Annotated in this window: 23 protein-coding genes and 2 pseudogenes; 12 read left to right on the forward strand and 13 right to left on the reverse strand. The window is 68.5% G+C overall.

The features are described from left to right. Positions 1 to 285: 285 nt before the first annotated feature. The 3 genes and pseudogenes from DEI92_RS16985 to DEI92_RS00015 all read left to right on the forward strand — a co-directional run. A pseudogene (locus DEI92_RS16985) lies at positions 286 to 405 on the forward strand (hypothetical protein); the annotation flags it as partial. A gap of 53 nt (positions 406 to 458) precedes the next feature. Further along, positions 459 to 1,160, forward strand: a pseudogene (locus DEI92_RS00005) (IS30 family transposase); the annotation flags it as partial. Positions 1,161 to 1,570: 410 nt separating this feature from the next. Then, positions 1,571 to 2,530 carry a DUF2332 domain-containing protein gene (locus DEI92_RS00015; protein WP_258369757.1) on the forward strand — a complete coding sequence of 320 codons (960 nt, stop codon included), beginning with the start codon at positions 1,571 to 1,573 and terminating at the stop codon, positions 2,528 to 2,530. A gap of 93 nt (positions 2,531 to 2,623) precedes the next feature. Here the strand turns inward: DEI92_RS00015 and DEI92_RS00020 are convergent, their stop codons facing one another. The 3 genes from DEI92_RS00020 to DEI92_RS00030 all read right to left on the reverse strand — a co-directional run bounded on the left by DEI92_RS00020 (position 2,624) and on the right by DEI92_RS00030 (position 4,598). Then, on the reverse strand, positions 2,624 to 3,103 hold the full coding sequence (locus tag DEI92_RS00020) for an anthrone oxygenase family protein (RefSeq protein WP_111011907.1): 480 nt from the start codon (positions 3,101 to 3,103) through the stop codon (positions 2,624 to 2,626). Positions 3,104 to 3,300: 197 nt separating this feature from the next. Next, positions 3,301 to 3,483, reverse strand: coding sequence for a hypothetical protein (locus tag DEI92_RS00025; RefSeq protein ID WP_146244893.1), 183 nt, complete (start codon positions 3,481 to 3,483; stop codon positions 3,301 to 3,303). A gap of 281 nt (positions 3,484 to 3,764) precedes the next feature. Further along, a complete protein-coding gene (locus tag DEI92_RS00030; protein WP_309146557.1) occupies positions 3,765 to 4,598 on the reverse strand; it encodes an NAD(P)H-binding protein in 834 nt (277 codons plus the stop codon). Between the two features lie 60 nt (positions 4,599 to 4,658). Here DEI92_RS00030 and DEI92_RS00035 point away from each other — a divergent pair, with 60 nt between their 5' ends. Further along, positions 4,659 to 5,132 carry a MarR family winged helix-turn-helix transcriptional regulator gene (locus tag DEI92_RS00035; RefSeq protein WP_220037426.1) on the forward strand — a complete coding sequence of 158 codons (474 nt, stop codon included), beginning with the start codon at positions 4,659 to 4,661 and terminating at the stop codon, positions 5,130 to 5,132. Between the two features lie 446 nt (positions 5,133 to 5,578). Here DEI92_RS00035 and DEI92_RS00040 read toward each other — a convergent pair whose 3' ends face one another. Continuing rightward, entirely contained in the window at positions 5,579 to 6,370 is a 792-nt protein-coding gene (locus tag DEI92_RS00040) for an SDR family NAD(P)-dependent oxidoreductase (RefSeq protein WP_111011910.1), read from the reverse strand. Positions 6,371 to 6,477: 107 nt separating this feature from the next. Between DEI92_RS00040 and DEI92_RS00045 the strand changes: the two genes are divergently transcribed. The 4 genes from DEI92_RS00045 to DEI92_RS00065 all read left to right on the forward strand — a co-directional run bounded on the left by DEI92_RS00045 (position 6,478) and on the right by DEI92_RS00065 (position 9,641). Further along, on the forward strand, positions 6,478 to 6,966 hold the full coding sequence (locus tag DEI92_RS00045; RefSeq protein WP_111011911.1) for a MarR family winged helix-turn-helix transcriptional regulator: 489 nt from the start codon (positions 6,478 to 6,480) through the stop codon (positions 6,964 to 6,966). 704 nt (positions 6,967 to 7,670) lie between these two features. Continuing rightward, on the forward strand, positions 7,671 to 8,456 hold the full coding sequence (locus tag DEI92_RS16370) for a glycosyltransferase (protein WP_181434570.1): 786 nt from the start codon (positions 7,671 to 7,673) through the stop codon (positions 8,454 to 8,456). A gap of 125 nt (positions 8,457 to 8,581) precedes the next feature. Then, on the forward strand, positions 8,582 to 9,166 hold the full coding sequence (locus DEI92_RS00060; RefSeq protein ID WP_111011914.1) for a recombinase family protein: 585 nt from the start codon (positions 8,582 to 8,584) through the stop codon (positions 9,164 to 9,166). Between the two features lie 190 nt (positions 9,167 to 9,356). Beyond that, positions 9,357 to 9,641: a hypothetical protein gene (locus DEI92_RS00065; protein WP_146242817.1), complete on the forward strand. Its 285-nt coding sequence runs from the start codon at positions 9,357 to 9,359 to the stop codon at positions 9,639 to 9,641. 39 nt (positions 9,642 to 9,680) lie between these two features. Here DEI92_RS00065 and DEI92_RS00070 read toward each other — a convergent pair whose 3' ends face one another. From DEI92_RS00070 to DEI92_RS00110, 9 genes are all read right to left on the reverse strand, one after another. Continuing rightward, complete coding sequence (locus tag DEI92_RS00070) at positions 9,681 to 10,235, reverse strand: AAA family ATPase (protein WP_111011916.1); 555 nt, start codon at positions 10,233 to 10,235, stop codon at positions 9,681 to 9,683. A gap of 169 nt (positions 10,236 to 10,404) precedes the next feature. Further along, positions 10,405 to 10,875, reverse strand: coding sequence for a hypothetical protein (locus DEI92_RS00075; RefSeq protein ID WP_111011917.1), 471 nt, complete (start codon positions 10,873 to 10,875; stop codon positions 10,405 to 10,407). After that, positions 10,872 to 11,333, reverse strand: coding sequence for a hypothetical protein (locus DEI92_RS00080; protein ID WP_111011918.1), 462 nt, complete (start codon positions 11,331 to 11,333; stop codon positions 10,872 to 10,874). The genes DEI92_RS00075 and DEI92_RS00080 overlap by 4 nt, the downstream gene beginning before the upstream one ends. A 303-nt stretch (positions 11,334 to 11,636) precedes the next feature. Continuing rightward, positions 11,637 to 12,998 (reverse strand): replicative DNA helicase, encoded by a 1,362-nt coding sequence (gene dnaB / locus DEI92_RS00085; protein ID WP_375334608.1) that lies wholly within the window; start codon positions 12,996 to 12,998, stop codon positions 11,637 to 11,639. A gap of 861 nt (positions 12,999 to 13,859) precedes the next feature. Next, a complete protein-coding gene (gene rplI, locus DEI92_RS00090) occupies positions 13,860 to 14,312 on the reverse strand; it encodes a 50S ribosomal protein L9 (protein WP_111010767.1) in 453 nt (150 codons plus the stop codon). Positions 14,313 to 14,326: 14 nt separating this feature from the next. Continuing rightward, the gene (gene rpsR, locus DEI92_RS00095; RefSeq protein WP_066517360.1) at positions 14,327 to 14,587 is read right to left on the reverse strand and encodes a 30S ribosomal protein S18; all 261 of its coding nucleotides are present in this window, start codon (positions 14,585 to 14,587) and stop codon (positions 14,327 to 14,329) included. 50 nt (positions 14,588 to 14,637) lie between these two features. Further along, on the reverse strand, positions 14,638 to 15,183 hold the full coding sequence (locus DEI92_RS00100; RefSeq protein WP_111011919.1) for a single-stranded DNA-binding protein: 546 nt from the start codon (positions 15,181 to 15,183) through the stop codon (positions 14,638 to 14,640). Between the two features lie 3 nt (positions 15,184 to 15,186). After that, the gene (rpsF, locus tag DEI92_RS00105; RefSeq protein ID WP_111010769.1) at positions 15,187 to 15,558 is read right to left on the reverse strand and encodes a 30S ribosomal protein S6; all 372 of its coding nucleotides are present in this window, start codon (positions 15,556 to 15,558) and stop codon (positions 15,187 to 15,189) included. 180 nt (positions 15,559 to 15,738) lie between these two features. After that, entirely contained in the window at positions 15,739 to 17,166 is a 1,428-nt protein-coding gene (locus DEI92_RS00110; protein ID WP_111011920.1) for a CCA tRNA nucleotidyltransferase, read from the reverse strand. A gap of 108 nt (positions 17,167 to 17,274) precedes the next feature. Between DEI92_RS00110 and murJ the strand changes: the two genes are divergently transcribed. The 4 genes from murJ (at position 17,275) to DEI92_RS00135 (ending at position 24,707) form a co-directional block, all read left to right on the forward strand. Continuing rightward, on the forward strand, positions 17,275 to 21,657 hold the full coding sequence (murJ, locus tag DEI92_RS16650; RefSeq protein WP_220037427.1) for a murein biosynthesis integral membrane protein MurJ: 4,383 nt from the start codon (positions 17,275 to 17,277) through the stop codon (positions 21,655 to 21,657). 108 nt (positions 21,658 to 21,765) lie between these two features. Beyond that, the gene (gene trxB / locus DEI92_RS00125; RefSeq protein ID WP_111011922.1) at positions 21,766 to 22,773 is read left to right on the forward strand and encodes a thioredoxin-disulfide reductase; all 1,008 of its coding nucleotides are present in this window, start codon (positions 21,766 to 21,768) and stop codon (positions 22,771 to 22,773) included. Between the two features lie 96 nt (positions 22,774 to 22,869). Next, positions 22,870 to 23,196, forward strand: a complete 327-nt coding sequence (gene trxA / locus DEI92_RS00130; RefSeq protein ID WP_111010772.1) for a thioredoxin — start codon at positions 22,870 to 22,872, stop codon at positions 23,194 to 23,196. A gap of 203 nt (positions 23,197 to 23,399) precedes the next feature. Beyond that, entirely contained in the window at positions 23,400 to 24,707 is a 1,308-nt protein-coding gene (locus tag DEI92_RS00135) for a PLP-dependent aminotransferase family protein (RefSeq protein WP_111011923.1), read from the forward strand. Positions 24,708 to 24,714 lie beyond the last annotated feature (7 nt).

Here is a 24,714-nt window from a genome sequence, read left to right on the forward strand (position 1 = left end):
CTGCGGAGAGTGTGTGAACTAGACAGCTCCACTCCACTGCAGGAGGTCCTTCTCACATCCCAACGACTACAGCGAGTCGTCGCAACACAACCAACGTCCCTGGGCAGTACAACTAGCCAGTCGGCGTTGCCCAGCCGCTTCAACTCGGCAGCGGCAGCCTCGAACTGCTCGGGCCAGCGACGATCATACGGAACCAGCACGATTCGCACTGTAGAGGGTTGTCCGGTAGTGGATCCGTGGGTTCAGCTGGTCGTTGCAACACCACCGTGATTCGGAGTGTTGCAGATGGGATCGAGGCTGGAACAGCGTGCCCGTGAGGCACGATTTTGGGAGCTACTCGGACAAGGCCTGAGCAGGCCGGCTGCTTGCGATGCTGTCGGAGTGCATCCACGTCAGGGATACCGATGGTTCAAAGCTGCTCACGGGAAGAACCCGTTCGAGCGAGTGCCCCGCTCCGGGAGGTACCGATGCACGTGTCCCACGAGACGATCTACCAATCCCTGTTCGTCCAGGGCCGCGGGCACCTTCGCGCTGACCTGCACAAACACCTCCGCACCGGCCGCGCCATCCGTCGCCACCGGGGTGAGCCCCGGCGGGCGTCGTGGTCAAAGATCCGGGACATGGTCCTGATCAGTGAACGTCCCGCCGAGGTCGACGACCGCGCCGTTCCCGGGCACTGGGAAGGCGATCTGATCGTCGGGATCAACGCGAGGAGCGCGATCGGCACCCTGGTCGAACGCACGACCCGGTACGTGATGCTGCTGCACCTGCCTGACGGGCACAGCGCCGACGCCGTCCGCGATGCGATGATCCCCACCATCCAGACCCTGCCCGAGCATCTCCGCCGTTCGTTGACATGGGATCAGGGCACGGAGCTTGCCCGGCACAAAGACATCACGCTCGCAACCGACATCGCGATCTACTTCTGCGACCCGCACAAGCCCTGGCAACGCGGCTCGAACGAGAACACCAACGGCCTGCTCCGGCAGTACTTCCCGAAGTCCACTGACCTCACCGTCCACAGCCCGGAACGGCTCCTCGAAGTCGCCACGGAGCTCAACGGACGACCCCGCAAGACCCTTGGCCACCGCACCCCAGTAGAAGCATTCGAAGGGCTACTCTCGGACCCGAAACAACCACCCGTTGCGACGACCCCGTGAAACCGCCGGTCGTTCATCGGACGCTGAGCACCGCTACGCCGACGGCGCCAGTCGTCTCGCTTGCGGATGGCTTACCGGGCGCCAATTACGCATTAACGCTTCCGACGGTCTTCCCGCCTCAGCACCACTGAGAACGCGGCCACGAAGATGACCCAGCAGGCGACTTGCACCACTTGGCCGACTGACGGTTCACCCACCAGACGCAGAACCGCAAAGAGCAAAGCGAATGCCCCGAAGATGATCGCGACGATGAACCACCTGCGCGTCTTGCGCCAGGCCCGCTGATTCGGTGTCCCTTCGGGCCTACTCACGGCGGCACCATCATGTCGGCAGCGTACCGGCAGCTCCTGTCCCGCAGTGGATCGGCTCCCGGGCTTGGCAAGTGCCTTCCGTAGGATGCGTCTGTGGGTGTGGCTGGGGAGAAGTATCGGGCGTGGGCGCAAGTCGAAGCGCATGGCATCTCCGATCTGTACTTCGACTGGGCGACTGGGATCGCGGCCGATGAGCACATCGTGAAGCTGGTCGAGGAGCTGCCCACGACGAAGCGGCAACCGAACCTTGTCTTCGCTTCGGCCCGGATGGCGGGTGTTCCTCTCGTGCCCTACAAGGAGGCAAGGAGTGAGTTCATCGCCAGGTGGGATGCGATCCGCGGGATTGCACTCACCCACGCGACGCAGACGAACGAAGTCCGCCGGTGTGCCGTGCTCTTGCCTGAGTTGGCGAAGATCACCGGACCGATCGCCCTGCTTGAAGTCGGTGCGTCCGCGGGCCTGTGCCTGTACCCGGACAAGTACGCCTACCGCTTCATCACCGAACGCGGAGTGGACGAACTGGCACCTGCAAGCGGCAGCGCTGTTGCGCTCGAGACCGAGCTACGAGGGCGTCCAACCCCGACGCGCCTCCCGAAAATCGTCTGGCGTGCCGGCATTGACCTGAACCCTCTCGACATCGCAGACCCGGTGTCACTGGAATGGCTAGAAACACTCGTGTGGCCCGAGCATGACGAGCGACGCCGGGACCTGCACGCGGCGGCATCCGTCGTTGCGGCACACCGGCCGCTACTGGTGGCAGGTGACCTGAATGAAGCGTTCGAGGAGCTCGCCGCGCAGGCACCAGCTGACGCGACGTTGGTCGTCTTCCACAGCGCCGTGCTCGTGTACCTGAGCCCGGACGCGCGCGAGTCGTTCGTTGGCAAAGTCCGCGCGAGCGGTGCTGTGTGGATCAGTAACGAAGGCAAGTCGGTACTCCCGGAGATTGCGACGCAGCTACCGGCAGACACCGAGAACGGCACCGTCCTGGCAGTCAACGGCACACCCGTCGCCATCGTCGGCCCACACGGACAGTTCTTCCACGCTCTCGCCGACTCCTGATCGGACGACAGCGCGGCGTGCCCGGCGAGGGATCCTCCACCGGCCATCGGCGGCGGTACGCGCGAGAGCGCTGCGGTGGATGTGCGGCGTCGCTCAGCGAGGTGCGGATTCTGACACCGAGGCTGCGAGGAGCGAGCCCAGACCCAGCACGGCAGCAGCTACCCGGGCCCGGTGCGCCATAGCCCAGCGGTTCCGCACACCTTCCCATCCCTCCGGCGGGTTCTCGGACGACCACGTCAGCAATCGGGCGTTGATGGGCAGCTCGACGGCGACGGTGATGGCCAGAGCGGTCAGCTGGCCGGTGAACCCGACAACGGTCAGGCGGGAGGCGCGCGAGGATCCCTGCCGGCGTCGCACGACGGCCATGGCCAGGTTGGCCGCTACGGCAGCCGGGAGCAGTGGCCCCATCACTGGCCGGAGATTGCGCACGGTCGCCTGCTGCACCTCAATGTACGTGCGCGGCGAGAAGCTCACAGTCGCGGGTCCGAGACTGGTCAGGGTGCCGAAGAACACGCCCGTCGAGAGGGTGGCGGTGAACAGGCTGGCGAAGTGAACGACTGGACCGAGGCGCATGAGTCATTGTCTTCGATAGCAGGCGGGAAGAACAGCGGCTCACGCTCGGGTCGGTGCATCGCTTCCGACTGGATGTTCCGCTTCAAGACGGCGTGCCCGCCGAAGCACAAGGACCCTGTGGACGTTCGAGCACTGGCAGAGAAGTACGGGTACGAGATACCGGCGACTCATCGCGGGCCCGTTCGATCGCCAATCCCCTACCGGATGCGTGAGCGGTGGGCGGGCGGCCGAGACAGCACCGGGGTGAGTACACCTCCGACCAGAAGGACCAGACCAAGGCCGGCGATGAGGAACTCGCCGAAGACTTCTGGAGCATCGAAAACAGCATGCTCGTCGAACCAGGTCCCGAGGATTGCGCCGTCGACGGAGTCGACGACCATGATGACCAGTCCCAGGAAAGCCGTAACCCAAGCCCACAACCGCGGCATCCACCCGAGCATGGCCGGTGGAACCGCCGCGCTGCTGAAAGCGCGTCGACGACCAGCCAACGCGTCGACGAAAGCACCTTCGGTTCTCAGTCGGTGAGAAGCGACCTCGACCGTCTCGCTCCAAGATCGACCACTGAGACGGGTCAGCTTGACTCCCGAGCTCGTCCCATGCTCTGCATCGGTGCCTCGCCTCGGCCGGTCGCCCGGGTCGTCCGGGCAGCGCGCGCCCCTCGTCAGCGGAAGTCTTGTACGTGGTCCTGTGCCCAGGTCTCGATGGTCAGCGGTGGCCTGCCGAGCAGGCTCTCGACTGCGTCCGCTGCGAGCCCGGCGGGGAGCATGGGCATGTTGCCCTGTGCTTCGATCACGCGGTCGACGACGAACGGCGGCAGCTGTGTCAGGAGCTCGGTGCGGTAGGTGTCGGTGTCGATCTCGACGAGGTCGACCGCCTCGTCGAGCGCGTGCGCGATCGCCGCGACCTGCTGACGCACGGTCGACGGGCCCGGGCCGAGGACGGCGTGGGCCTTGCCGCGCTGGGTGTCGTCGAGCAGGGACGCGGCCGCGACCTCGGCGATGTCTCGTTCGTGCACGGGAGAGGACACCGCGTTGGGGAACGCCGTGCGCAGCTCTCTGCGCGTGCGGATGCTCTGCCAGCGCAGCATGTTCGACGCGTAGTAGCCGGGTCGTACGAAGGTCCAGCCCAGGCCCGACTCCTGCACGGCCTTCTCGACTGCGCGGTGCTGCTCGGCTATGGGGTCGGATCCCGTGCTCGCGGAGATCACCGAGGCAGAGGAGAGCACCACCACGTGCTCCACCCCGGCGTCCCGAGCGGCGGCAGCGAAGTCGGCCGCGGTCTCCGGGCGGGCGTAGAGAAAGACCTTGTCGACGCCGTCGAGGGCATGCGGGAAGGTCTCCGGCGCATCGAGATCGAGGGAGACAACCTCTCCCTCGTCCGAGAACTGGCCGGGACGCGGGGAGCGGCTTGACGCCCGCACCGCCGCACCTGCGGCGATCAGGGTCGTGAGCACCGCACCTCCGACGTTTCCGCTGGCACCGGTCACGAGGATCACCAACGTTCCTGCCCCTTTCGGTACTGTTGTTGTGTCAACAGTATTCAAGGAGATGTTGAAGTGTCAACAGATAATCCGAGTGAGCTGTGGCAGCTGTGGAAGCGGAGCCACGAGGCGCTCCGATCCGCGATCGTTGCGGACGTCATCGCTCACTCCGAGCTCACCGAGCCTGAGTTCTCGGTGCTGATCCACCTCCACGACGCCGGCGGCAGCCTGCGGCAGAACGCCTTGGGGCAGGCGCTCGCGTGGGACCGGACCCGGCTGTCCCACTTGGTCTCCCGCATGGAAACCAGGGGGACTGTGGCACGCCGGAAGCTCACCAATGGCGTCGACATCGAGCTCACCCCCACAGGGCGCAGACACTACGAGGAGGCCCGCCCCCATCTCGACACTGCAGTCCGAGAGCACCTCCTCGACCGGCTCGACGAAGAAGACACTGCCGCCCTCACTCGCATCCTGCGGCACCTCAGCGGAGCACGGAGACCGCCCCTCGGCCCGAAACGGCGCGTCCCGGACACTCGCACAGTTCCTTGACCTCGCCACCCCCGCCAACAAGGCAGTCAGTCAATGCCTGACCGCGCCGCCCCGACCTCCTGAGTACAGCGACGTACCTGTTCTCGAGGCGGCAGGGACACTGGGACGCGTTGCACGCGCGTCCGCACGCTACCCCCATTGAGAGGCCGCTATGCGGCATCAAGTGCGAGACGCTGACACTCCATCGACGTCGACCGCGTCGACTCGCCCCCGACCGACGTGCGGCCGCCCGAACCGAGTGAACAGCTCCGCCACTGAGGTCGGTGACCTCGGGCGCTCGACGTCGGATCCGCTACGAGCCAGCCGGCTGGCCGTGAGCGACGGTGCCGCATGCGGCGCGAAGCCGGGGTCGCGGCATCGAGCCACTCGGGCGGCACGGCGGTATCGCCAGAGGGGAGACCAGTTCTGGCGAGCAACCCTTCGTCGATGCTCTTGGGGTCGGGTGGCTAGAGAAGGCTCGTGAGCACGCCACCGTCGGCCCGGACGGCGGCGCCGTTCGTCGCGGACGCCATGGGGCTCGCGAGGTACGTCACGAGCGCCGCGATCTCGGCCGGCGCGATGAACCGTTCGAGGAGGGTGGTCCGGTTCTCGCCGATGATCGCCCGTTGCACCGTCTCGACGGGGAGTGACCGGGCCGCCGCGATCGCGTCGACCGTGGACGCGACGCCGTCCGAGTACGTGGGCCCGCCGAGCACGGTGTTGACCGTGACGGCGGTGCCGCGCGTCCGCTTGGCGAGGCCGTTACCGAGGGCGATCATCGCCGCTTTCGTCACGCCGTAGTGCACCATGTCCGCCGGCACGTTGACGCCGGACTCGCTGCCGATGAAGACGATGCGGCCCCAGCCCCGTTCCAGCATCCCGCCCAGGAGGTGTCGCGACAGTCGGACACCGCTCATCACGTTGACAGCGAAGTACCGATCCCAGTCCTCGTCGGTGACGGACTCGAAGTCGGCGAGGCCGAACAGCCCGACGTTGTTGACCAGGACGTCCACGCGGTCGAGCGCCTCGAGCAGTCGAGCGATGTCGCCGGGATCGGCGAAGTCGGCGGCGATCCCGGAGAGGTCGGAGCTGGGGCGCTCTCGCCTCAGGCGTTCGACGGCGTCGGCGACGTGGGCACGGTCTCGGCCGTTCAGGATCACCCGTGCGCCTTCGGCGGCGAGTGCGGAGGCGATCGCGTACCCGATGCCCTGCGTCGATCCACTGATGAACGCCGTCTTGTCCTGGAGTTGCAGGTCCACGATTGCTCCTCGATCCTCTCGCGCCGCACGACGCAATGACTTGCTCAGGCAAGCACCGTAGGACGGATCACTTGCCTGAGCAAGTCAATGCACGCTACGCTGGCGGCATGGCGCGGCCGAGGATCACCGGCGAGCAACTCGAGGTCTGGGCGGCCGTGGCGACGCTGCTCGAACGGCTGCCGGCTGCCCTCGACGCGCAGCTGCAGCGGGACAGCGGGCTCACCCACTTCGAGCACGGAGTGCTCACCGCACTCGACACCGCTCCAGACCAGACGCTGCGGATGAGCACGCTCGCCGGGTACGCGAGTTCGACACTCTCACGGCTGTCCCGAGCGGTCACTCGACTCGAGCGGAAGGGATGGGTTCGCCGTGTCGTCGATCCGACGGACGGTCGGTTCACGCTCGCGGTGTTGACCGGCGACGGACGCGAGAAGGTCGCGGAATCGACCCCCGCACACCAGGCCCTGGTCCGACGGTTGGTCTTCGACACGATCAGCCCCGAGCAGGCGCACCAGCTCGGCGTCATCGCGCGGAGCATCGCCGACGCGATCGACACCGCGCCGGCGTGGCGGCCTCCGCAGGCGAGCGACACATGAACCCGCATTCCCCGCTGACTCTCGAACTGCTGACCTACGCCGCGGACGGGTCGGATCGCATCATGCACCGCGTCCGCTGAGCGTCCACCGGTCGCGATCCGCGGACTCGATCCGTAGCGTACGTGGCTGCTGTCGGGCAGCACGCGGCCCCAACGCAAAGAGCACTCATGCAGCCACGGCGGCCGCGACCGCAGCGGCGAGCAGCGGAGCGGAGGCCAAGACGTGAAGCCTGTGACAGCTGCGAGGACGGTCACGACGAACAACACAACGGTCACCGGTCCGAGTATCCAGCCAGCCCGGAGCCGGGTGTGTCCGCACACTCCTTGTCCTCGCCGGAGATTCCGGCAGGGGATCGCCTACCGGGCGTTGCTGTTACCGTCTCGGGTGTGCGGGTGGTGTGTTCGTTCGTCGGGGGCTCAGGGCATCTGGTGCCGCAACTTCCCCTGCATCGGTCTCTCGCTGAGGCCGGACACGAACTCACCCTCGTGGGTCGCGCGTCCGCTGCCTCCGTTGCCCCAACGGGCTTGTACCGTACGGCCGCTCTTCGGCCCGACCGACGAAGCGACCCGTCTGGTGGCATCACCCCGCTCGTTCCACTCGATGTCGAACACGAACTCGCGGTCGTCGAGCGGCACTTCGCGGGATCGGCCGCCCTGAAGTCGGCCGGCGCAGTGAGGGACTTCTTGCCCGGGGCGGACCTCTTGGTGTGTGACGAGCTGGACTTCGGGGCGATCGGAGCCGCGCAGCACGCCGGCGTCCCGTCCGTCGTCGTATCCGTGATCGCCTCCGGCGCGCTCGTCCGCCCCGTGAGACTCACGCATGCTCTCGGACAGTTGGGTGAGGCCCTGGGCCTGTCGGGGCCGGTCCGATCGCGCGGCGATGTCTTCGTTGTTCCTTTCGCCCCGACGATGCGCGATCCGCTATTCCCGACACCTGACGACGCGCTCTGCATGCGCCCAGACGCCGGCCCTCCGCCCGCCCCGGACGGATCGATCGTCGCGACGCTCGGAACAGAGTTCAACACCGAATCGGGCGACTTGTTCCACCGCATCCTCGCCGCGCTCGCCCGCTTCAACACGCCATCGGTGCTCGCAGTGGGGAACGACGTCGATCCCGCGCGGTTCGGCCGGCAGCCAGCTCACGTGCAAGTGCGACGGTTCGTCGATTTCGACGCGCTTCTCCCCCGGGCGAGCGTTGTTGTGCACCACGGTGGGAGCGGGTTGTTCCTCCGTTCGGTTCTCAGCGGCACACCGCAGGTCGTCCTTCCAATGGGGGCGGACCAGCCGTTCAACGCTCGCCGAGTCGACGATCTCGGCCTGGGCGCCACACTTGACCCCACGACCGTCGACTCCTCGGACATTTTCGAGGCGATCACAGCCGTTCTCGCCAACGATCAAGCTCTCGAATCGACGGCCGCGTTGCGCCGTTCCACCCTCAATCTTCCGGCCCCCGCCGACGTCATCGCCCACATCAGCTCATCCGTGCTCTAACGCCCAGCGGTCCTCCACCCGGGGTGCTATCGGCCCCTGGCAGTGCCTGCGCCCGTGCAGCCCGTCCGAAAGCCGATCGGGTGACGAGACGACGTCAGCTCGGTGCAGCGGCGCATCCTCGCGCCATGAACGCTCTACTGATCGGGTACGCCCGCGTCTCAACCTACGAACAAGACCTCACCGCTCAACGCATCGCGCTCGAGCGACTCGGAGTCCTCCCACCCAACATCCACACCGATCACGGCCTGACCGGCACGAACAGATCACGACCCGGCCTTCGGGAAGCACTCGCTTCCTGCCGTGACGGCGACACAGTTGTCATCGCGAAGCTCGACCGGCTAGCGAGAAGCCTTCGAGACGCGAAAGACATCGTCGACGAGCTGACCGCCAAGAACGTCAAGCTCAACATCGGCGGTTCCGTCCATGACCCCAACGACCCCGTCGGCCGCCTGCTGTTCAACGTCCTCGCGATGGTTGCCGAGTTCGAGTCCGACCTCATCCGAGCTCGCACGCGCGAGGGGATGCGGATCGCGAAAGCGAAAGGCCACCTCCGCGGCCGGCAACCCAAGCTCAGCGCCGCTCAACAGCGACACCTCCTCGAGGTGCACGAAGCTGGCACGCACTCGGTCGCGGAACTCGCCGAACTGTTCGGCATCGGACGAGCGACCGTCTACCGCTGTATCGACAGACAAGCCCACCCCGACCGCTAACGGTCAGCTCCGCTCTCGGCGCAGGCGTCCGAGAGCGGGGCGTCATCCGCGAGCAGATTCATCAGATGACTCATCCAGTCTGTCCTCGAGCGCGGACGTCCGCTGAACGACCGGGCTTCGAGACGGTCGACGCCCGGCAGGAGGAGGTTGAGTTATGTCGCGGTCGACGGGCGCCGGGTAGCGTCGGAGCATGACGTCGTGGTGGGATCGAACCGATCCGTCAGATCGTCCGGAACTGACGAACCGTATGCCTGCAGGACTCATCGAGTCGTGGTGGAACGTAATCGCGGGTGCCGCCCTGATGATCGGTCTCCCCATCATCGTGCTCAGTGGTGGCTTCGACGCAGCGCGCGTCGCGTTCGCACTCTTCGACCTGGCCATCATGGTGGCACTCGAGCTCGTCTTCTTGAGGAAGCTTGTCCAGCGCATCGCCGGCCGGCGCGCGCTTCGCGCGGAGCGCGACGACGATTCATAAGTAGGTTCCGATGCTCTCGCGCGTCCGTACATCGATCGGCTACCGGGCGGCCCGGGGTGATCGGCTGCGACGGGCCAAGCCGCTACGGCGGTAGAAGTTCTCCAAGGCAGCACGGTCCGGCAGGAGCACCTTCGGCCGTTCGAACTCGTCGAAGGCATGCCGATACCCGAGCCGGTTCTTCCTCGCGGGTCCGAGGATGAAGCGGAGCATTTCGACGCGGACGCGGTCGCGAGTGCCTTCCAAGCTCCCAGCCCGGTCGGACTCGAAGAGGGTGCGGCGGACGTACCGGACGATGCTCGCGGTGGTCGAGGCATCCAGCAGCACCAGACCGGTTGCTCGCCGCAACCTGCCTGGCAGCCAACGCGAGTAGTTGCCCTCGATGACCCACTGATCCGTGTCCATCGCCTCGTTGTGCATGCGCTCGAAATCGATGTCCGGACGCTCGACCCAGTCTGTCCCGGGCAGGTGGCGGTACTGGTCGAGGTGGATCACTGGAAGCGACCGGGCTCGGCCGATGGCTGCCGCAAGGGTCGACTTGCCGCTGTTAGACGGCCCCAGGATGCAGATCCGCTGGCCGAGGTCGACGAGGTCCATCTGGCGAGTCTCGCAGGAGGGCCCGCCGATGAAGCATCACTCATGCACGAAGACCGGTAGCCGATCGATAACCGTCCCTGGCCGCCGGGCGAGTGAGGCTAGTTTCGCTTTCCCAATCACGCCGAACAGGCGAGCGCCGCGAGCTGCCAGACGTTCTCCAGTTCGGTGCTCAGAAGTCGAGCACCATCCCGGGGAAGTCGCCGATGTACCGCTCGACGGCGTCGCCGACGCTGACCTTCGCGTCCTTCTCGTCGAGCATCTGCTGCAACCGGCGTTCGTCCGAGCGCAGCGTCTCCGAGCGGTCCCCGGTGGTCATGCCTGCGATCGTGGCGAGGGAGAACCCGCTCTGCTTCACCCGGAACGTGCGTGCGACCGCCAGACGAGGCTCGACGCGGACGATCTTGAGCACGGTCTTCGCGATCGGAAGCGATCCGATCACCTCGCCGGTATCCGGGTCCTTGATGTCGGTGCCGGATGGATCGAGGACAGCGAACTGCATCCCTTCCCGCACGCCGTCGTCGCTGCCCCGGTTGATGACCAGGTCGGTTGCGGTGAGCAGTTGCGCGACCTTGCCACGGATTGGCTCCGGAGCGCTTTCACCGTCCAACTCGTCGTCCGCTGGGTCGTGATAGTCACTCATTCGGTTGTTCCGTCCTCTGGCGCATCCGCCAGGTCCTCGTAGAGCCGATACCAGTCCGACGCGAGGTCGTCGTGATCTTGCTCCGCCTCTTGCAGCTGCCAGCTCAACCGGTCCACGGCCTTCTGTGCGATGGCCGGATCGTCCGAATTGGCTGCGTCCTCGGCGAGCTTGCGAACCCCGGTCAGTGTCTCCCCGAGACGCGCGTGCCGCCGCATCTGAATCCCCAAGGCTTGGGGGTTGGGTGCTCCCTTCGCGAACAGGTACACCGACGCCCCTTGGAACACCGCCGACAACAGAACGGTGAATCCGCTCTCGGAGGCCGACGGGGGCGTCTTGGCAGAGGCAAGGAACGCGATCAGGGCAGCGAAAGCGAGTCCGAGGACACTCAGCACCCCACCGGCTATGCGGTAACGGTACCGGCGACACCAGCGCCAGAACGCTTGGCGATCGAAGCTCACGTGTGGATCGTAGCCGCTGGCGGGAGCATTTACGGCGTCCGTTAGCCGGTCCTTCAGCGGACGTCCGGGCGCTTGCGGGAGGCGCCGACTCCTACAGCCCTGGTCCGTGGCCGACCCTGTCTCATATACGTGGTCCGAGAACTTTCGCACTTCGCGTAGGCCATACGGACGCCTCGAGACACTCGAAGGCTTAGCCGACCCGACGACGTCGCCCGTCTGCACAGCCAAATAGCGTGTCCAGGCCCGTATTTCAGATACGTTGAGTGGCAGTTGAACAAGTTGCTTGGCGGCCGAAAAGTTCCCCTACTGCGGCATGTCCACGAACCGCGAGAACATCCCGTGGAACGCCACCGTGATGGTATCCGTCGGCCCGTTGCGGTGCTTCGCGACGATGAAGTCCGCCTCGCCCTGCCGCGGGTTGTCCTTCTCGTAGGCGGACTCGCGGTGCAGCAGGATGACCATGTCGGCGTCCTGCTCGATCGAGCCCGACTCCCGCAGGTCCGAGATCTGGGGCTTCTTGTCCGCGCGCTGCTCGGGGCCACGGTTGAGCTGCGAGAGCGCGATGACCGGGACTTGGAGCTCCTTGGCCATGAGCTTGAGCGCACGCGAGAACTCCGAGACCTCTTGCTGGCGACTCTCGACCCGCTTGCCGCTCGTCATGAGCTGCAGGTAGTCGATGACGACGAGCTTGAGGTCGTGCTGCTGCTTGAGCCGCCGGCACTTGGCTCGGATCTCGACGAGGGTCATGTTGGGGGAGTCGTCGATGAAGAACGGGGCGTCGTTGATGCGACCGCGGGTCTGGGCGATGGTCGTCCAGTCGCGGGCGTCGACGGTGCCCTTGCGCATGTTCTGCAGCGGCACGCTCGACTCGGCGGACAGCAGGCGCATGGCGATCTCGGAGCGGCCCATCTCGAGCGAGAAGAACGCCGCGGTCTGGTTGTGCTTGACGGCGGCGGCGCGAGCGAGGTCGAGGGCGAGCGTCGACTTGCCGAGCGCCGGGCGCGCCGCGACGATGATGAGCTGGCCGGGGTGGAACCCGTTCGTCAGGGCGTCGAGCCCGGCGAACCCGGTCGGCACGCCGGTCATCTGCCCGTCGCGGCCCTTGGCGGCCTCGATCTCGTCGATGGCGGAGCCGATGGCCTCGGTCAGCGGCACGTAGTCCTCGGTCTGCACGCCACCCGCGACGTTGTAGACCTCGGCCTGGGCGTTGTTGACGAGGTCGGTGACCTCACCCTCGGACGCGTAGCCCATCTGCACGATGCGCGTGCCGGCCTCGACCAGGCGACGGAGCACGGCCTTCTCGGCGACGATCGCGGCGTAGTAGCCCGCGTTGGCCGCCGTGGGCACGAGCGAGGTCAGGGAGTGCAGGTACTCGGCGCCACCGGCCCGGGACAGCATGGCCGTCTTGGTGAGCTCGTCGGTCACCGCGATGACGTCGGTCGGCTCACCGTGCGAGTACAGCGACAGGATCGCGTCGAAGATGACCTCGTGCTTGGGGATGTAGAAGTCCACGCCCCGCGCGGTCTCGATCACGTCGGCGACGGCGTCCTTCGACAGCAGCATGCCGCCGATGGTCGACTGCTCGGCCAGCAGGTCGTGGGGCGGCGTCCGCTCCATGCCCCGTTCGGCCATGTCCGGTGGTGCACCGAGATGCGCGATCGACACGCAGACTCCTCACTGTCCTGGTCGGCCCGTCCGGGCCGTTCGAGCATGATCCGGGAGGCCCGTCCCACCATTGGTACCGCCACCCCCCGACACCACCCTCGCGGCTCGAGCGCGACGGTCGTTCCGATCCCGTGACGACCCGTTCCATGCCCCCTGCCCGAGTCGCTCCCGCAGGCTAGGGGAGCGAAGTTATCCCCAGCAAGAGGTCCTGTGGATAACTTTGTGGATGACACGGGGAACACGCCGGAAAGCGGTGGGGACAACTGTGGAAACTCCTGTGGAGGAGCGGGGACCGGGGCGAAATAAACCGCTTCTGACCAGGCATTTCCGGTTGCACACCATGTGTGCACAACGTTGTTTAGAGTGCCGGTTGAAGGTTCCCGACTTGACGTCCTGCCTGTGCATAGAACCTGGACAGGGCGGCCTGATGTGGAGTACCACGTCCCACGCTCCCAGCCCCACCACATGCGCGCTTGTCCCCCGGAACGGTCCCCGGGTCAACAGCGCGACGGGTGTCGCTGGGCGCGCGCCGGAACCACGCGGAGTTGCTGTCCGCAACCAGGAGGACACGCGTACCCCACCGGCCTCGCCCCGGTCCCGGCCAGCGGGACGCACCGCCACCGCGCCTCCGGCAGGGGGCCCGAATCGACAGGACCGTTGTCGTCCGACAGCAGTCGGGTCGTCGCATGCAACCGCATCTCGTGCGTGTGCATCCGACGACCGCCGATCCGATGTCGGACGACCGCCGGAGCGTCGAAGAGCAGCAAAGCCGGAGGAGGCCACGGGGACGACGAAGGGCGGGCCTCCCGACTGGGAGACCCGCCCTCGGCGGTCGGACCGGCAGCGCCGGCCCGGACGGAACTACTTGGCGGCGACGACCTTCAGCGCGATGGTCGCGACGATGTCCTCGCGGAGCCGGACCGTGGCCTCGTGCTCGCCGACGGACTTGATCGACCCGGGGACCTCGATCTTGCGCTTGTCGAGCGAGCCGATGCCCTGCGCCTGCACGGCGTCGGCGACGTCGCCCGGGCGGACCGAGCCGAACAGGCGGCCGTCCTTGCCGGCCTTGACGGTCAGCGTCACGACGGCGTTCTGCAGCTTGAGCTTGAGGTCCTGGGCCTCTTCGATCGTGGCGAGCTCGCGCGCGGCGCGGGCGGCCTGGATCGACTCGACCTGCTTCTGACCACCACGCGACCACGCGACGGCGAAGCCCTGCGGGATCAGGTAGTTGCGGGCGTAGCCGTTCTTGACGTCGACGACGTCACCGGCGGAACCGAGGCCGGAGACCTCGTGGGTGAGGATGAGCTTCGACATGGGTGATCCTCCGATCAGCGGCCGGAGCCGGCGTAGGGGAGGAGCGCCATCTCGCGGGCGTTCTTCACGGCACGGGCGATGAGGCGCTGCTCCTGGACGGAGACGCCGGTGATACGGCGGGCACGGATCTTGCCGCGCTCGGAGATGAACTTGCGCAGGGTCGCGACGTCCTTGTAGTCGATGACGCCGACCTTGATCGACTTCGCGGGGGCGGCGTTCTTGCCGCCCTTGCCTCCGCGAGGCTTGCGGCGGTCGCCGCTGCTCTTTCCAGCCATTGGGGGATTCCTTCTAGTTCTGTTTCCGGATCAGCGGGGGAGCCGACTGATCAGAACGGGGTTTCGTCGTCGTAGGTGCCGCCCGGGGTGTTCCACACGTCCGACGAGGACGTGTTGCCACCCTGGTTGCCCTGCGGGGACCACGGTTCGTCGGACTGCGCGCCACCGTTGTAGCCGCCGCCGCCACCGTTGCCGCCACCGACCTGGCCGCGGCCACCGCCGCCACCACCACCGGAGGCGCGGGTGACCTGGGCGGTCGCGTAGCGGAGCGAGGGGCCGATCTCGTCGACCTCGAGCTCGATGCTCGTGCGCTGCTGGCCTTCGCGGTCCTGGTAGGAGCGCTGACGCAGACGACCCTGCGCGATGACGCGCGAGCCCTTGGTCAGCGATCCCGCGACGTGCTCGGCGAACTCACGCCAGACACTCGCACGGAGGAACAGCGCGTCGCCGTCCTTCCACTCGTTCGCCTGACGGTCGAACGTGCGCGGTGTCGACGCGATGGTGAAGTTCGCCACCGCGAGGCCGTTCTGCGTGTACCGCAGCTCGGGATCGCTGGTGAGGTTGCCCACCACCGTGATGACGGTCTCGCCGGCCACGGGCTACTCGGCGCTCTTCGTGGCGGCCGCAGCCTTGCGGGCGGCGCGCTCGTCGGAGAGCTTCTTGGCGGCGGCGACCTGGGCGATCGCTTCCTCGGCGCGGAGGACCTTGGTGCGGAGCACGGCCTCGGAGAGACCGAGCTGGCGGTCGAGCTCCTTGGCGGCGTCGGCGTTCGCCGTCATGTTGACGACGGCGTAGATGCCCTCGGACTTCTTGTTGATCTCGTACGCGAGACGACGACGGCCCCAGACGTCCACGTTGTCGACGGTGCCACCGTCGTTGCGGATGACTGCGAGGAACCGGTCGAGCGACGGAGCGACCGTGCGCTCGTCGATCTCGGGGTCGAGGATGACCATCAGTTCGTACTGGTGCATGCGGAACCCACCTCCCTTGGTCTAGAACGGCTCCGGTCTTTCCGGAGCAGGAGGGTTGATGCATGTGTGCGACCACCACGAAGGCGGTGGGCACAACCTGACAAGATTAGCCGACGGCCGGGAGGCCCGGCAAGCGTTCTCCCCAGCCCGACCGCCCGCACCGTGGTCGGGTGGTGCGGATCAGCCCCGCTCGGCCCACCAGGCGCGCAGGCGACGCTCCGCCTCGTCGGGTCCGAGGGGCCCCTCGTCCATGCGGGCCTCGAGCAGGAACCGGTAGGCCTCGCCGACCTCACGCCCGGGGCGGATGCCGAGGATCCGCATGATGTCGTCGCCCGTCAGGTCCGGACGCATGGCGTCGAGTTCCTCCCGGTCGCGCAGGGCGGCGATCCGGTCCTCCAGGTCGTCGTACGCGAACCCGAGCCGGTCGGCCTTGCGGCGGTTGCGCGTCGTGACGTCCGAGCGGGTGAGCTCGTGGAGCCGCTCGAGCTGGTCGCCGGCGTCGCGGACGTAGCGGCGCACGGCCGAGTCCGTCCACGCGCCGTCCGTGTAGCCGAAGAACCGCAGGTGCAGCTCGATGAGCTTCGTGACGGCGGCGACGGTCTCGTTGTCGAACCGCAGCGCGCGGAGCCGCTTGCGGGCGAGCTTGGCACCGACGAGGTCGTGGTGGTGGAAGCTCACGACGCCGCCGGGCTCCAGGCGGCGGGTGGCGGGCTTGCCGATGTCGTGGAGCAATGCGGCGACGCGGAGGACGATGTCGGGCGCGTCGCCGGCGTGCCGTTCGTGCTCGTAGCCGATCGCCTGCGTGAGCACGGTGAGCGAGTGCTCGTAGACGTCCTTGTGGTGGTGGTGCTCGTCGATCTCGAGCTGCATCGCCGGGAGTTCCGGCAGCACCCGCTCGGCGATGCCCGTGTCGACGAGGAGGCGCAGCCCGGGCACGGGGTCGTCCGTGGCGAGCAGCTTGACGAACTCGTCGCGCACGCGCTCGGCGGAGACGATCGCGATCGAGCCGGCGAGCTCGGTCATCGCGGCGCGGACTTCGTCGCTCACGGTGAACCCGAGCTGGCCCGTGAACCGTGCCGCACGCATCATGCGGAGCGGGTCGTCGCGGAAGGACACGACGGCGCTCTGCGGGGTGCGCAGGCGACCGGCGAGCAGGTCCTCGACGCCGTCGGCCACGTCGACGAGCTCGCGCTGGGGGAGTCGCAGGGCCATCGCGTTGACGGTGAAGTCCCGGCGGACCAGGTCCTCGGTGATGGCCGATCCGAACTCGACCTCGGGCTTCCGGGTCTCGCCGTCGTACACGTCGCTGCGGTACGTCGTGATCTCGACCTGCTCGCCACGCACGCGGGCCGCGATGGTGCCGAACTGTCGCCCGACGTCCCAGGTCGCGCTCGCGATCGGTTCCACGATCCGGAGGATCTCGTCGGGCCGGGCGTCCGTCGTGAAGTCGAGGTCGGTCACGGGCCGGCCGAGGAAGGCGTCGCGGACGGGACCGCCGACGAGCGCGAGTTCGTGGCCGGCCTCGGCGAAGGCGGCGGCCAGGGTGGCGACGGGTGCGGACTCGGCGAGGTGACCGAGGCGTTCCACGGCGTGTGCGACGGAGGGCATGACCCGTCGATCATCCCAGAACCCGGCCGTGCCGTGCCTCCTCGGCTGCGTCTCCGGCTGGGCCTCCTACACTCGTCCGAGGCCCGGACGGTCCCGGGCGCCTCTTCCATGCACATCCTCCGAACGCCACTCGCCGCCGCGGTGACCGCGCTGGTCGCCCTCGGCGTCGTCGGCGCGCCCGGAGTCGCGGAGGCGGCGAGCAGCAGCCATGCAGCGGTCAGCAGCAGCCACGCCGCGTCGGCCACGAGCAGTGCGCGCGCGGTCGCGACCCCCGGTCCCACCGGCACGAACGCCAGCACCGCGACCCCCGCGCCCACCCACCCCGCGCAGAAGAATGCAGCGGCGCCCACCACGGCGACCACGGCCTCCCTGTCGGTGGCGGCGACGGACCAGGGCGTGCTCAAGCCGGACCAGGACCTCACCCTCACGGTCACCGTGACGAACGGCACCGACACGGACCTCGCCGCGACCACCGCGGACGTCTCCCTGTCGCGGAGCGTGACCGGGGACCGGTCCGACCTCGAGGACTGGCTCGACGACACCAGCTCAGACGGTTACCTCGGCTCCTACCTGAGGAGTTTCGACGTCCCGGTGGTCCCCGCGCACCAGACGGTCACGATGACCGACATCACGATCCCGTCGGCCACGGTCGGCCTCGACGGCTACTCGTTCGGCGCGCGCCGCCTCGCGGTCTCGTACGCGTCGGGCTCGGTCGACGTCGTCGGCCGCTCGGCCATCACCTGGTACCCGTCGCTGACGCAGCAGCCCACGGACGTCTCCGTCGTGATGCCGATCACCGTGCCCGCGACGACGTCGACCACGCTGTCGGCGTCCGAGCTCGCCGCGGACACCGCCGTCGACGGCACGCTCACGGCGCAGCTCGACGCCGCGATCGACCACAACGTCGCGATCGGCGTCGACCCGCGGATCATCGTCTCGATCCGGCTCCTGGGCCAGGACGCCCCCGAGTCCGCGGTGGCCTGGCTCGACCGTCTGACCGCCGCCCGGAACGAGACGTTCGCGCTCCCCTACGCCGACGCCGACCTGACGGGCCTCCGGCAGGCGGGAGCGCCGGGCGTCTTCACGCCGATCTCGTTCGACCAGGACGTCGACCCACGGCACTTCCCCGGTGCGGTCACGCCGACGCCGACCGCCACCGCGACCGGGACGACGGACGGTGCGAGCGGCGCCGGCGCGGCCGCCGCGAGCGCGACGCCGACCGCCGGTGCGGGCCCGTCCACGTCGGCCGGTGGAGGCACGGGGACGAGCGCCGGCGCCGGAACCAGCACCGGGGCTGAGACCGGAACGGCGGCCGGAACCGGAACGACCGCCGGCACGGACGCAACCCCGGCGCCCGGCACGGGTCAGCCGGGAGGCGAGCCCACACCCGCCGCGCCCACGCTGCCGACGATGCAGACCCTGCTCGACTTCCCGTACACGCTGCCCTCGATCGCCTGGCCGGACGAGGACACCGTCACGTCGGACGACCTCCCGGTACTCGCCAAGGGGGGTTACCAGCACATTATCGTCGCGAACGGGAACACCACGGCCGGCGCGGACACCACGGTCGCCGCCTCCGCCAAGGCCGGGACCGCCGACCTCCTCGTGTCCGACGAACGGCTGAGCGCGCTCCTCGACGACGCCGCGGACGCACCCGACCAGGCGTCGTGGCAGAGCGCGATGGCGGCGCTCACCGCCACCCTCGCGACGACGACGCGCCAGGCGAGCACCTCCGCCCCGATCCTCCTGACGTTCGACCGGTCATGGCCCACCGACCCGACCCGCATGTCCGACACGCTCGACGCGCTCGAGTCGATGCCGTGGGTCTCGCCCACGGACCTCTCGACGACCATCGGCACCGCGCCGACGAGCGTCTCGGTGAGCAACCACGCCGAGCCCGACGACCGCCTCGCGCAACTCCGCCAGCTCGTCCAGTCCGAGAGTGCCGTCACCGCGTTCTCGACCGCGCTGACCACCCCCACCGACCTCACGGCGCCGACCCGGCTCCACACGCTCGCCCTCGCCTCGACCGCGTGGACGACCGACCTCGCGGGACTGCAGCGTGCCGTGGCCGTCCGGGTGAAACGGGCGAACGCCGTCGTCGACTCCGTCGGGATCGTCGACTCGAGCTCCATCACCCTGCTCGGCGACCGGTCGTCCCTGCCGATCTCCGTTCGCAACAAGTCCGAGTTCCCCGTGACCGTCTACCTGACGGTGACGCCGTCGAACTCGTTCCTCCGGGTCGAGAAGAACGCGCTCCAGGTCACCGTCCAGCCCGAGTCACAGTCGCGCATCACGTTCCCCGTGCAGTCCGTCGCGAACGGCAAGGTGCAGCTCCAGCTCAGCCTGACGAGCTCCACCGGGACGCGCGTCGCGCAGCCGAGCGCGGTCGAGATCAACGTGCAGGCCCAGTGGGAGACCATCATCACCGGCCTCGCCGGAGCCGCGGTCGTGGTGATCTTCGGCCTCGGGATCCTGCGCAACATCCGCCGACGCCTCCGTCGCCGGTCCGGTGGCGCGCCTCCTGAGGACGACGACGACCCCAACCGTCCGCTCGACGACCAGCCGGTGGCCGCGTCGGCCGCCGCCCCGGCGGCCACCGTATCCACGGCCGTCGCCGCTGCACGCCCGACGGGCGCACGAGAACGGAACGACGTGACCGACGACCTCCAGACCGCTCGGCCGGGAGGCACGGCTCCGCTCGCCGGGACCCCCATCGGTGCCGCGGCACCCACCGCCGGCACCCCGGGCACGACGGACGCGGCCGTCGGGGCGGGCGCGGTCGCGGCAGCGGGCGCGATCGACGGCGCGACCCCGACCGGCGGCGCGACCCCGACCGGCGGCGCGACCCCGACCGCCCCGGCGGAACGCGGCCTCGGCCGGGCCAGCGCCCTGCTCGCGATCGGCACGATGGTGTCGCGCGTCCTCGGGTTCGCCAAGACGTTCGTCCTCGCGGCCGCGATCGGCCAGTCCGGTAGCGCCGCCGCCAACGCCTTCGCCGTCTCGAACCAGCTGCCGAACAACATCTACGCGCTCATCGCGGGTGGCCTGCTCAGCGCGGTCCTCATCCCGCAGATCGTCCGCTCGATGAAGCAGCACGCCGACGGCGGTCAGGCGTACATCAACCGGATCGTCACGCTCGGCGGCATCGTGTTCCTCGGCGTCACCGTCGTCGCCACCGCGATCGCGCCCCTGCTCGTCCACCTGTACAGCCAGTCCGCGGGCAGCGGCGGCAAGGGCTTCGCGGACGACACCACCGCACTGGCGGTCGCGTTCGCGTTCTGGTGCCTGCCGCAGATCCTCTTCTACGCGCTGTACTCGCTGCTCGGCGAGGTCCTCAACGCCCGCCAGGTGTTCGGGCCCTTCACGTGGGCGCCGCTCCTCAACAACGTCATCGCGATCGCCGGGCTCGTCGTGTTCATCGCCCTCTTCGGCACGCGCGGGCTCAACAGCGACGCGGGCGACTGGACGCCGACGAAGATCGCCGTGCTCGCGGGGAGCGCCACTCTGGGCGTCGCGGTGCAGGCGGCGTTCCTGCTGCTCTTCTGGCGTCGTGCCGGCCTGGGGTTCCGTCCCGACTTCCGGTGGCGCGGGGTGGGCCTCAAGGCGACGGGCACCGCGGCCGGCTGGCTGTTCCTCATGATCCTGGTGACGCAGCTCGCGGGCATCGTGCAGTCGCGGGTGGCGTCCCTCGGCACGGGCGCGGGCAACGCGACGCTGCAGAACTCGTGGCTGCTGTTCATGCTGCCGCACTCGATCATCACCGTGTCGATCGCCACCGCCTACTTCACCCGGATGAGCCACGACGCGGAACGGGGTGACATCGCCGCGGTCCGCCGGAACCTGTCGCAGTCGCTCCGGATCGTCGGTCTGTTCACCGTGTTCGCGTCGGTCGCCCTCATCGTCCTGGCGTTCCCGTTCGCCCGGATCTACGAGCACGCCTTCACGGACGTCCGGTCGATGGCCTTCGTGCTCGTCGCCTACATGCCCGGCCTGGTGCTGTTCAGCATGTTGTTCATCATCCAGCGGGTGTTCTGGGCCCTCCACGACCACCGCACGCCGTTCTTCATGCAGCTCGTGCAGTCCGGGCTGTTCGTCATCGGCGCGCTCGCCGTCGCGGCCCTGCCCGGCTCGGCCATCGGCGTCGGCGTCGCGATCACCACCACGCTCGCCGGCAGCGCCCAGACCGTCGTCGCGCTCGTCATCGTCCGCCGACGCCTCGCCGGCATCGAGGGCGGCGCCGTGACGCGCTCGCACGTGCAGTTCGTCGTCGCCGCGATCGTCGCCGGGGCCGCCGGGGTCGCCGTCGCCGCGTTCTTCGGGGCGTTCCGAGCCGGCGGGTTCGCGATGACGGACGTCACGAGTGCGCTCATCACCCTCGCGCTCACCGCGGCCGCCATGGTGGTCGTGTACGTGGCCGTGCTCGTCCTCACGCGCAACGGCGAGATCCGCAGCGCGGTGGGCCTCCTCCGGGCCCGTCTCGGACGCTGAACGCGGGCCGAGCGGCGGAATGCGCCGCCGGTACCATGTGTTGATCCGATCGGACCGGGAGGCACCGGTCCGGTCCTCCAGGACGTCCACGACGAAAGGGCACCAGGCATGCGCCAGCTCATCATCATCGGCTCCGGTCCCGCCGCGCTGACGGCCGCGATCTACAGCGCGCGCGCCGAGCTGAAGCCCCTCGTGGTCGCGTCCAGCGTCGAGACCGGCGGCGAGCTCACCAAGACCACCGAGGTCGAGAACTTCCCCGGCTTCCCGGAGGGCATCCAGGGCCCCGACCTCATGATGAAGATGCAGGAGCAGGCCGAGAAGTTCGGCGCGGAGATCCTGTACGACGACGCCGTGTCCGTCGACCTCACGGGCGACGTCAAGAAGGTCACCGTCGGTGGCGGCCAGACCTACGAGTCGCTCGCCGTGATCTACGCGACCGGCTCCGCCTACCGCAACCTGGGCCTCCCGGACGAGCAGCGCCTGTCAGGCCACGGCGTGTCGTGGTGCGCGACCTGCGACGGCTTCTTCTTCCGCCAGAAGAACATCGCCGTCGTCGGCGGTGGCGACTCCGCGATGGAGGAAGCCACGTTCCTCACCCGCTTCGCCGACACGGTGACGGTGATCCACCGTAAGGACGTCCTGCGCGCGTCGAAGATCATGCAGGACCGCGCGTTCAACGACCCGAAGATCGCGTTCGCGTGGAACAAGGAGGTCGTCGCCATCCACGGTGAGACCTCGGTCGAGGGCGTCACGCTCCGCGACACCACCACCGGCGAGGAGTCGCAGCTGCCCCTGGACGGTCTGTTCATCGCGATCGGCAACGACCCGCGCACGCACCTCATCCACGGCCAGGTCGACCTCGCCCCCGAGGGCACCATCGCCGTCGACGGACGCTCGTCGCGCACGAACCTGTCCGGCGTGTTCGCGGCCGGTGACGTCATCGACCCGACCTACCGGCAGGCGATCACCGCGGCCGGTTCCGGCACGGTGGCGGCCCTCGACGCCGAGAAGTTCCTCGCCGACCTCGAGCCCGAGCTCGCCGCCCTGGCGGACGGTCCGGTCCCGGTCGAGCCCGTCACGATCTCGCCGGTCGAGCCGGCCACGGTCGGCAGCTGAGCGGTCGCGCCCGCCGCGCCGTGGCCTCCCGTCCGACGGAATAGCGACACGGACGCCGATGTTGTCCACAACGACCAACCCAAGGAAGCAGGAACCATGTCCAACGCCAAGGCAGTGACCGACGCGTCGTTCTCGAGCGACGTGCTGCAGTCCGACAAGACGATCCTCGTCGACTTCTGGGCCGAGTGGTGCGGGCCGTGTCGTGCGGTCTCCCCGATCCTCGACCAGATCGCGTCGGAGCACAGCGACAAGATCGAGATCGTCAAGCTCAACGTGGACGAGAACCCCCAGTCCGCCATGCAGTACCAGATCACCTCGATCCCCGCGATGAAGGTCTTCCGCGGCGGTGAGGTCGTCAAGACCGTGATCGGTGCGAAGCCGAAGCCGGCGCTCGAGGCCGACCTGGCCGAGTTCCTGGTCTGACACCAGCCCCGACGGCTCCTGAAGCCCCGTCTCCCGATCCGGGAGGCGGGGCTTCCGTCGTCCACGCGGAGCCACGCGTCCGGAACTGGCCTGCGCGGGGACCGACGGGCGTGCACGGGCATGCCGTATCGTGGCCGGAACGCCGTCCGTCGGCGTCGGCGTCGTCGTCCGCGATCGGCGCCCGAGTGATCGGAGACCATGCGATGACCGACCGGGGAACCAGCCTCGACCCGTGGTACGACTCCTACGCCCAGCGCACCGCAGGGCTGAGTGCATCCGAGGTCCGAGCACTGTTCGCCGTCGCATCCCGCCCCGAGGTCGTCTCCCTGGCTGGCGGCATGCCGTTCGTGTCCGCGCTCCCCCGCGAGCTCGTCACCGGGTCCATCGACCGGGTCATGGAGCACGACGCCGCCATGGCGCTGCAGTACGGCGGCGGCCAGGGTCTCCGGACCCTCCGTGAGCACATCGTCGACATCATGGCGCTCGAGGGCGTCCGTGCGAGCGCCGAGGACGTCGTCGTCACCACGGGTTCCCAGCACGCCCTCGACCTCGTCACGCGGCTGTTCATCGATCCGGGCGACGTCGTCCTGGCGGAGTCGCCGTCGTACGTCGGTGCGATCGGTGTGTTCCGCTCGTACCAGGCCGAGACCGTGCACGTGGCCATGGACGACCAGGGCCTGGTCCCCGAGGCCCTGCGCGAGACCATCGCCCGCCTCAGGGCCGCCGGCAAGCGCATGAAGTTCCTGTACACCATCCCGAACTTCCACAACCCCGCGGGCGTCACGATGAGCCGCGAACGCCGCATCGAGATCCTCGACATCTGCCGGTCGAACCAGATCCTCGTGCTCGAGGACAACCCCTACGGTCTCCTCTGGTTCGACGAGCCGGCGCCGCAGGCCATCCGCTCGATCGACGAGGACGGCGTCGTGTACCTCGGCTCCTTCTCGAAGACCCTCGCCCCGGGATTCCGCGTCGGCTGGGCCCTCGCGCCGCACGCCATCCGCGAGAAGCTCGTGCTCGCGAACGAATCCGCTGTGCTCGCACCGAACTCGTTCGGACAGTACGTCGTGAACGCGTACCTCGATGCCGCGGACTGGAAGGCCCAGATCACCACCTTCCGCGGTCTCTACGCGGAGCGCCGCGACGCCATGCTCGCCGCCCTCGCCGAGTTCCTCCCCGACCTGCGGTGGACCACGCCGAACGGCGGGTTCTTCGTGTGGCTCACGCTGCCGGACCAGCTCGACTCCAAGGCGATGCTGCCCCGCGCGGTCAAGGAACTCGTCGCCTACACGCCGGGTACCGCGTTCTTCGCGGACGGCCGCGGGGGCGGACACATGCGTCTCTCCTTCTGCTACCCCACACCGGAGCAGATCCGCACCGGCGTGAAGCGGCTCGCGACCGTTGTGAACGACGAACTCGAGCTCATCGAGACCTTCGGCACCGCCGCCCGGCCGGCGCCGATCACCGACCCCGCCCAGACGGTCTCCGCACCGCCGCCGAACATGTCCTGACCCGCGT

Origin of the sequence: Curtobacterium sp. MCBD17_034, assembly GCF_003234515.1 — a bacterium.
GTDB lineage: Bacteria > Actinomycetota > Actinomycetes > Actinomycetales > Microbacteriaceae > Curtobacterium.

Bases quoted from the DNA above. Each gene is read 5' to 3' on its own strand.
- DEI92_RS00020 (WP_111011907.1), bottom strand. From the start codon at position 3,103: ATGCGCCTCGGTCCAGTCGTTCACTTCGCCAGCCTGTTCACCGCCACC.
- DEI92_RS00025 (WP_146244893.1), bottom strand. From the start codon at position 3,483: ATGGTCGTCGACTCCGTCGACGGCGCAATCCTCGGGACCTGGTTCGAC.
- DEI92_RS00045 (WP_111011911.1), top strand. From the start codon at position 6,478: ATGGCGCGGCCGAGGATCACCGGCGAGCAACTCGAGGTCTGGGCGGCC.
- DEI92_RS00060 (WP_111011914.1), top strand. From the start codon at position 8,582: ATGAACGCTCTACTGATCGGGTACGCCCGCGTCTCAACCTACGAACAA.
- DEI92_RS00065 (WP_146242817.1), top strand. From the start codon at position 9,357: ATGACGTCGTGGTGGGATCGAACCGATCCGTCAGATCGTCCGGAACTG.
- DEI92_RS00070 (WP_111011916.1), bottom strand. From the start codon at position 10,235: ATGGACCTCGTCGACCTCGGCCAGCGGATCTGCATCCTGGGGCCGTCT.
- DEI92_RS00075 (WP_111011917.1), bottom strand. From the start codon at position 10,875: ATGAGTGACTATCACGACCCAGCGGACGACGAGTTGGACGGTGAAAGC.
- rplI (WP_111010767.1), bottom strand. From the start codon at position 14,312: ATGTCGAAGCTCATCCTCACCCACGAGGTCTCCGGCCTCGGTTCCGCC.
- rpsR (WP_066517360.1), bottom strand. From the start codon at position 14,587: ATGGCTGGAAAGAGCAGCGGCGACCGCCGCAAGCCTCGCGGAGGCAAG.
- rpsF (WP_111010769.1), bottom strand. From the start codon at position 15,558: ATGCACCAGTACGAACTGATGGTCATCCTCGACCCCGAGATCGACGAG.
- DEI92_RS00110 (WP_111011920.1), bottom strand. From the start codon at position 17,166: ATGCCCTCCGTCGCACACGCCGTGGAACGCCTCGGTCACCTCGCCGAG.
- murJ (WP_220037427.1), top strand. From the start codon at position 17,275: ATGCACATCCTCCGAACGCCACTCGCCGCCGCGGTGACCGCGCTGGTC.
- trxB (WP_111011922.1), top strand. From the start codon at position 21,766: ATGCGCCAGCTCATCATCATCGGCTCCGGTCCCGCCGCGCTGACGGCC.
- trxA (WP_111010772.1), top strand. From the start codon at position 22,870: ATGTCCAACGCCAAGGCAGTGACCGACGCGTCGTTCTCGAGCGACGTG.
- DEI92_RS00135 (WP_111011923.1), top strand. From the start codon at position 23,400: ATGACCGACCGGGGAACCAGCCTCGACCCGTGGTACGACTCCTACGCC.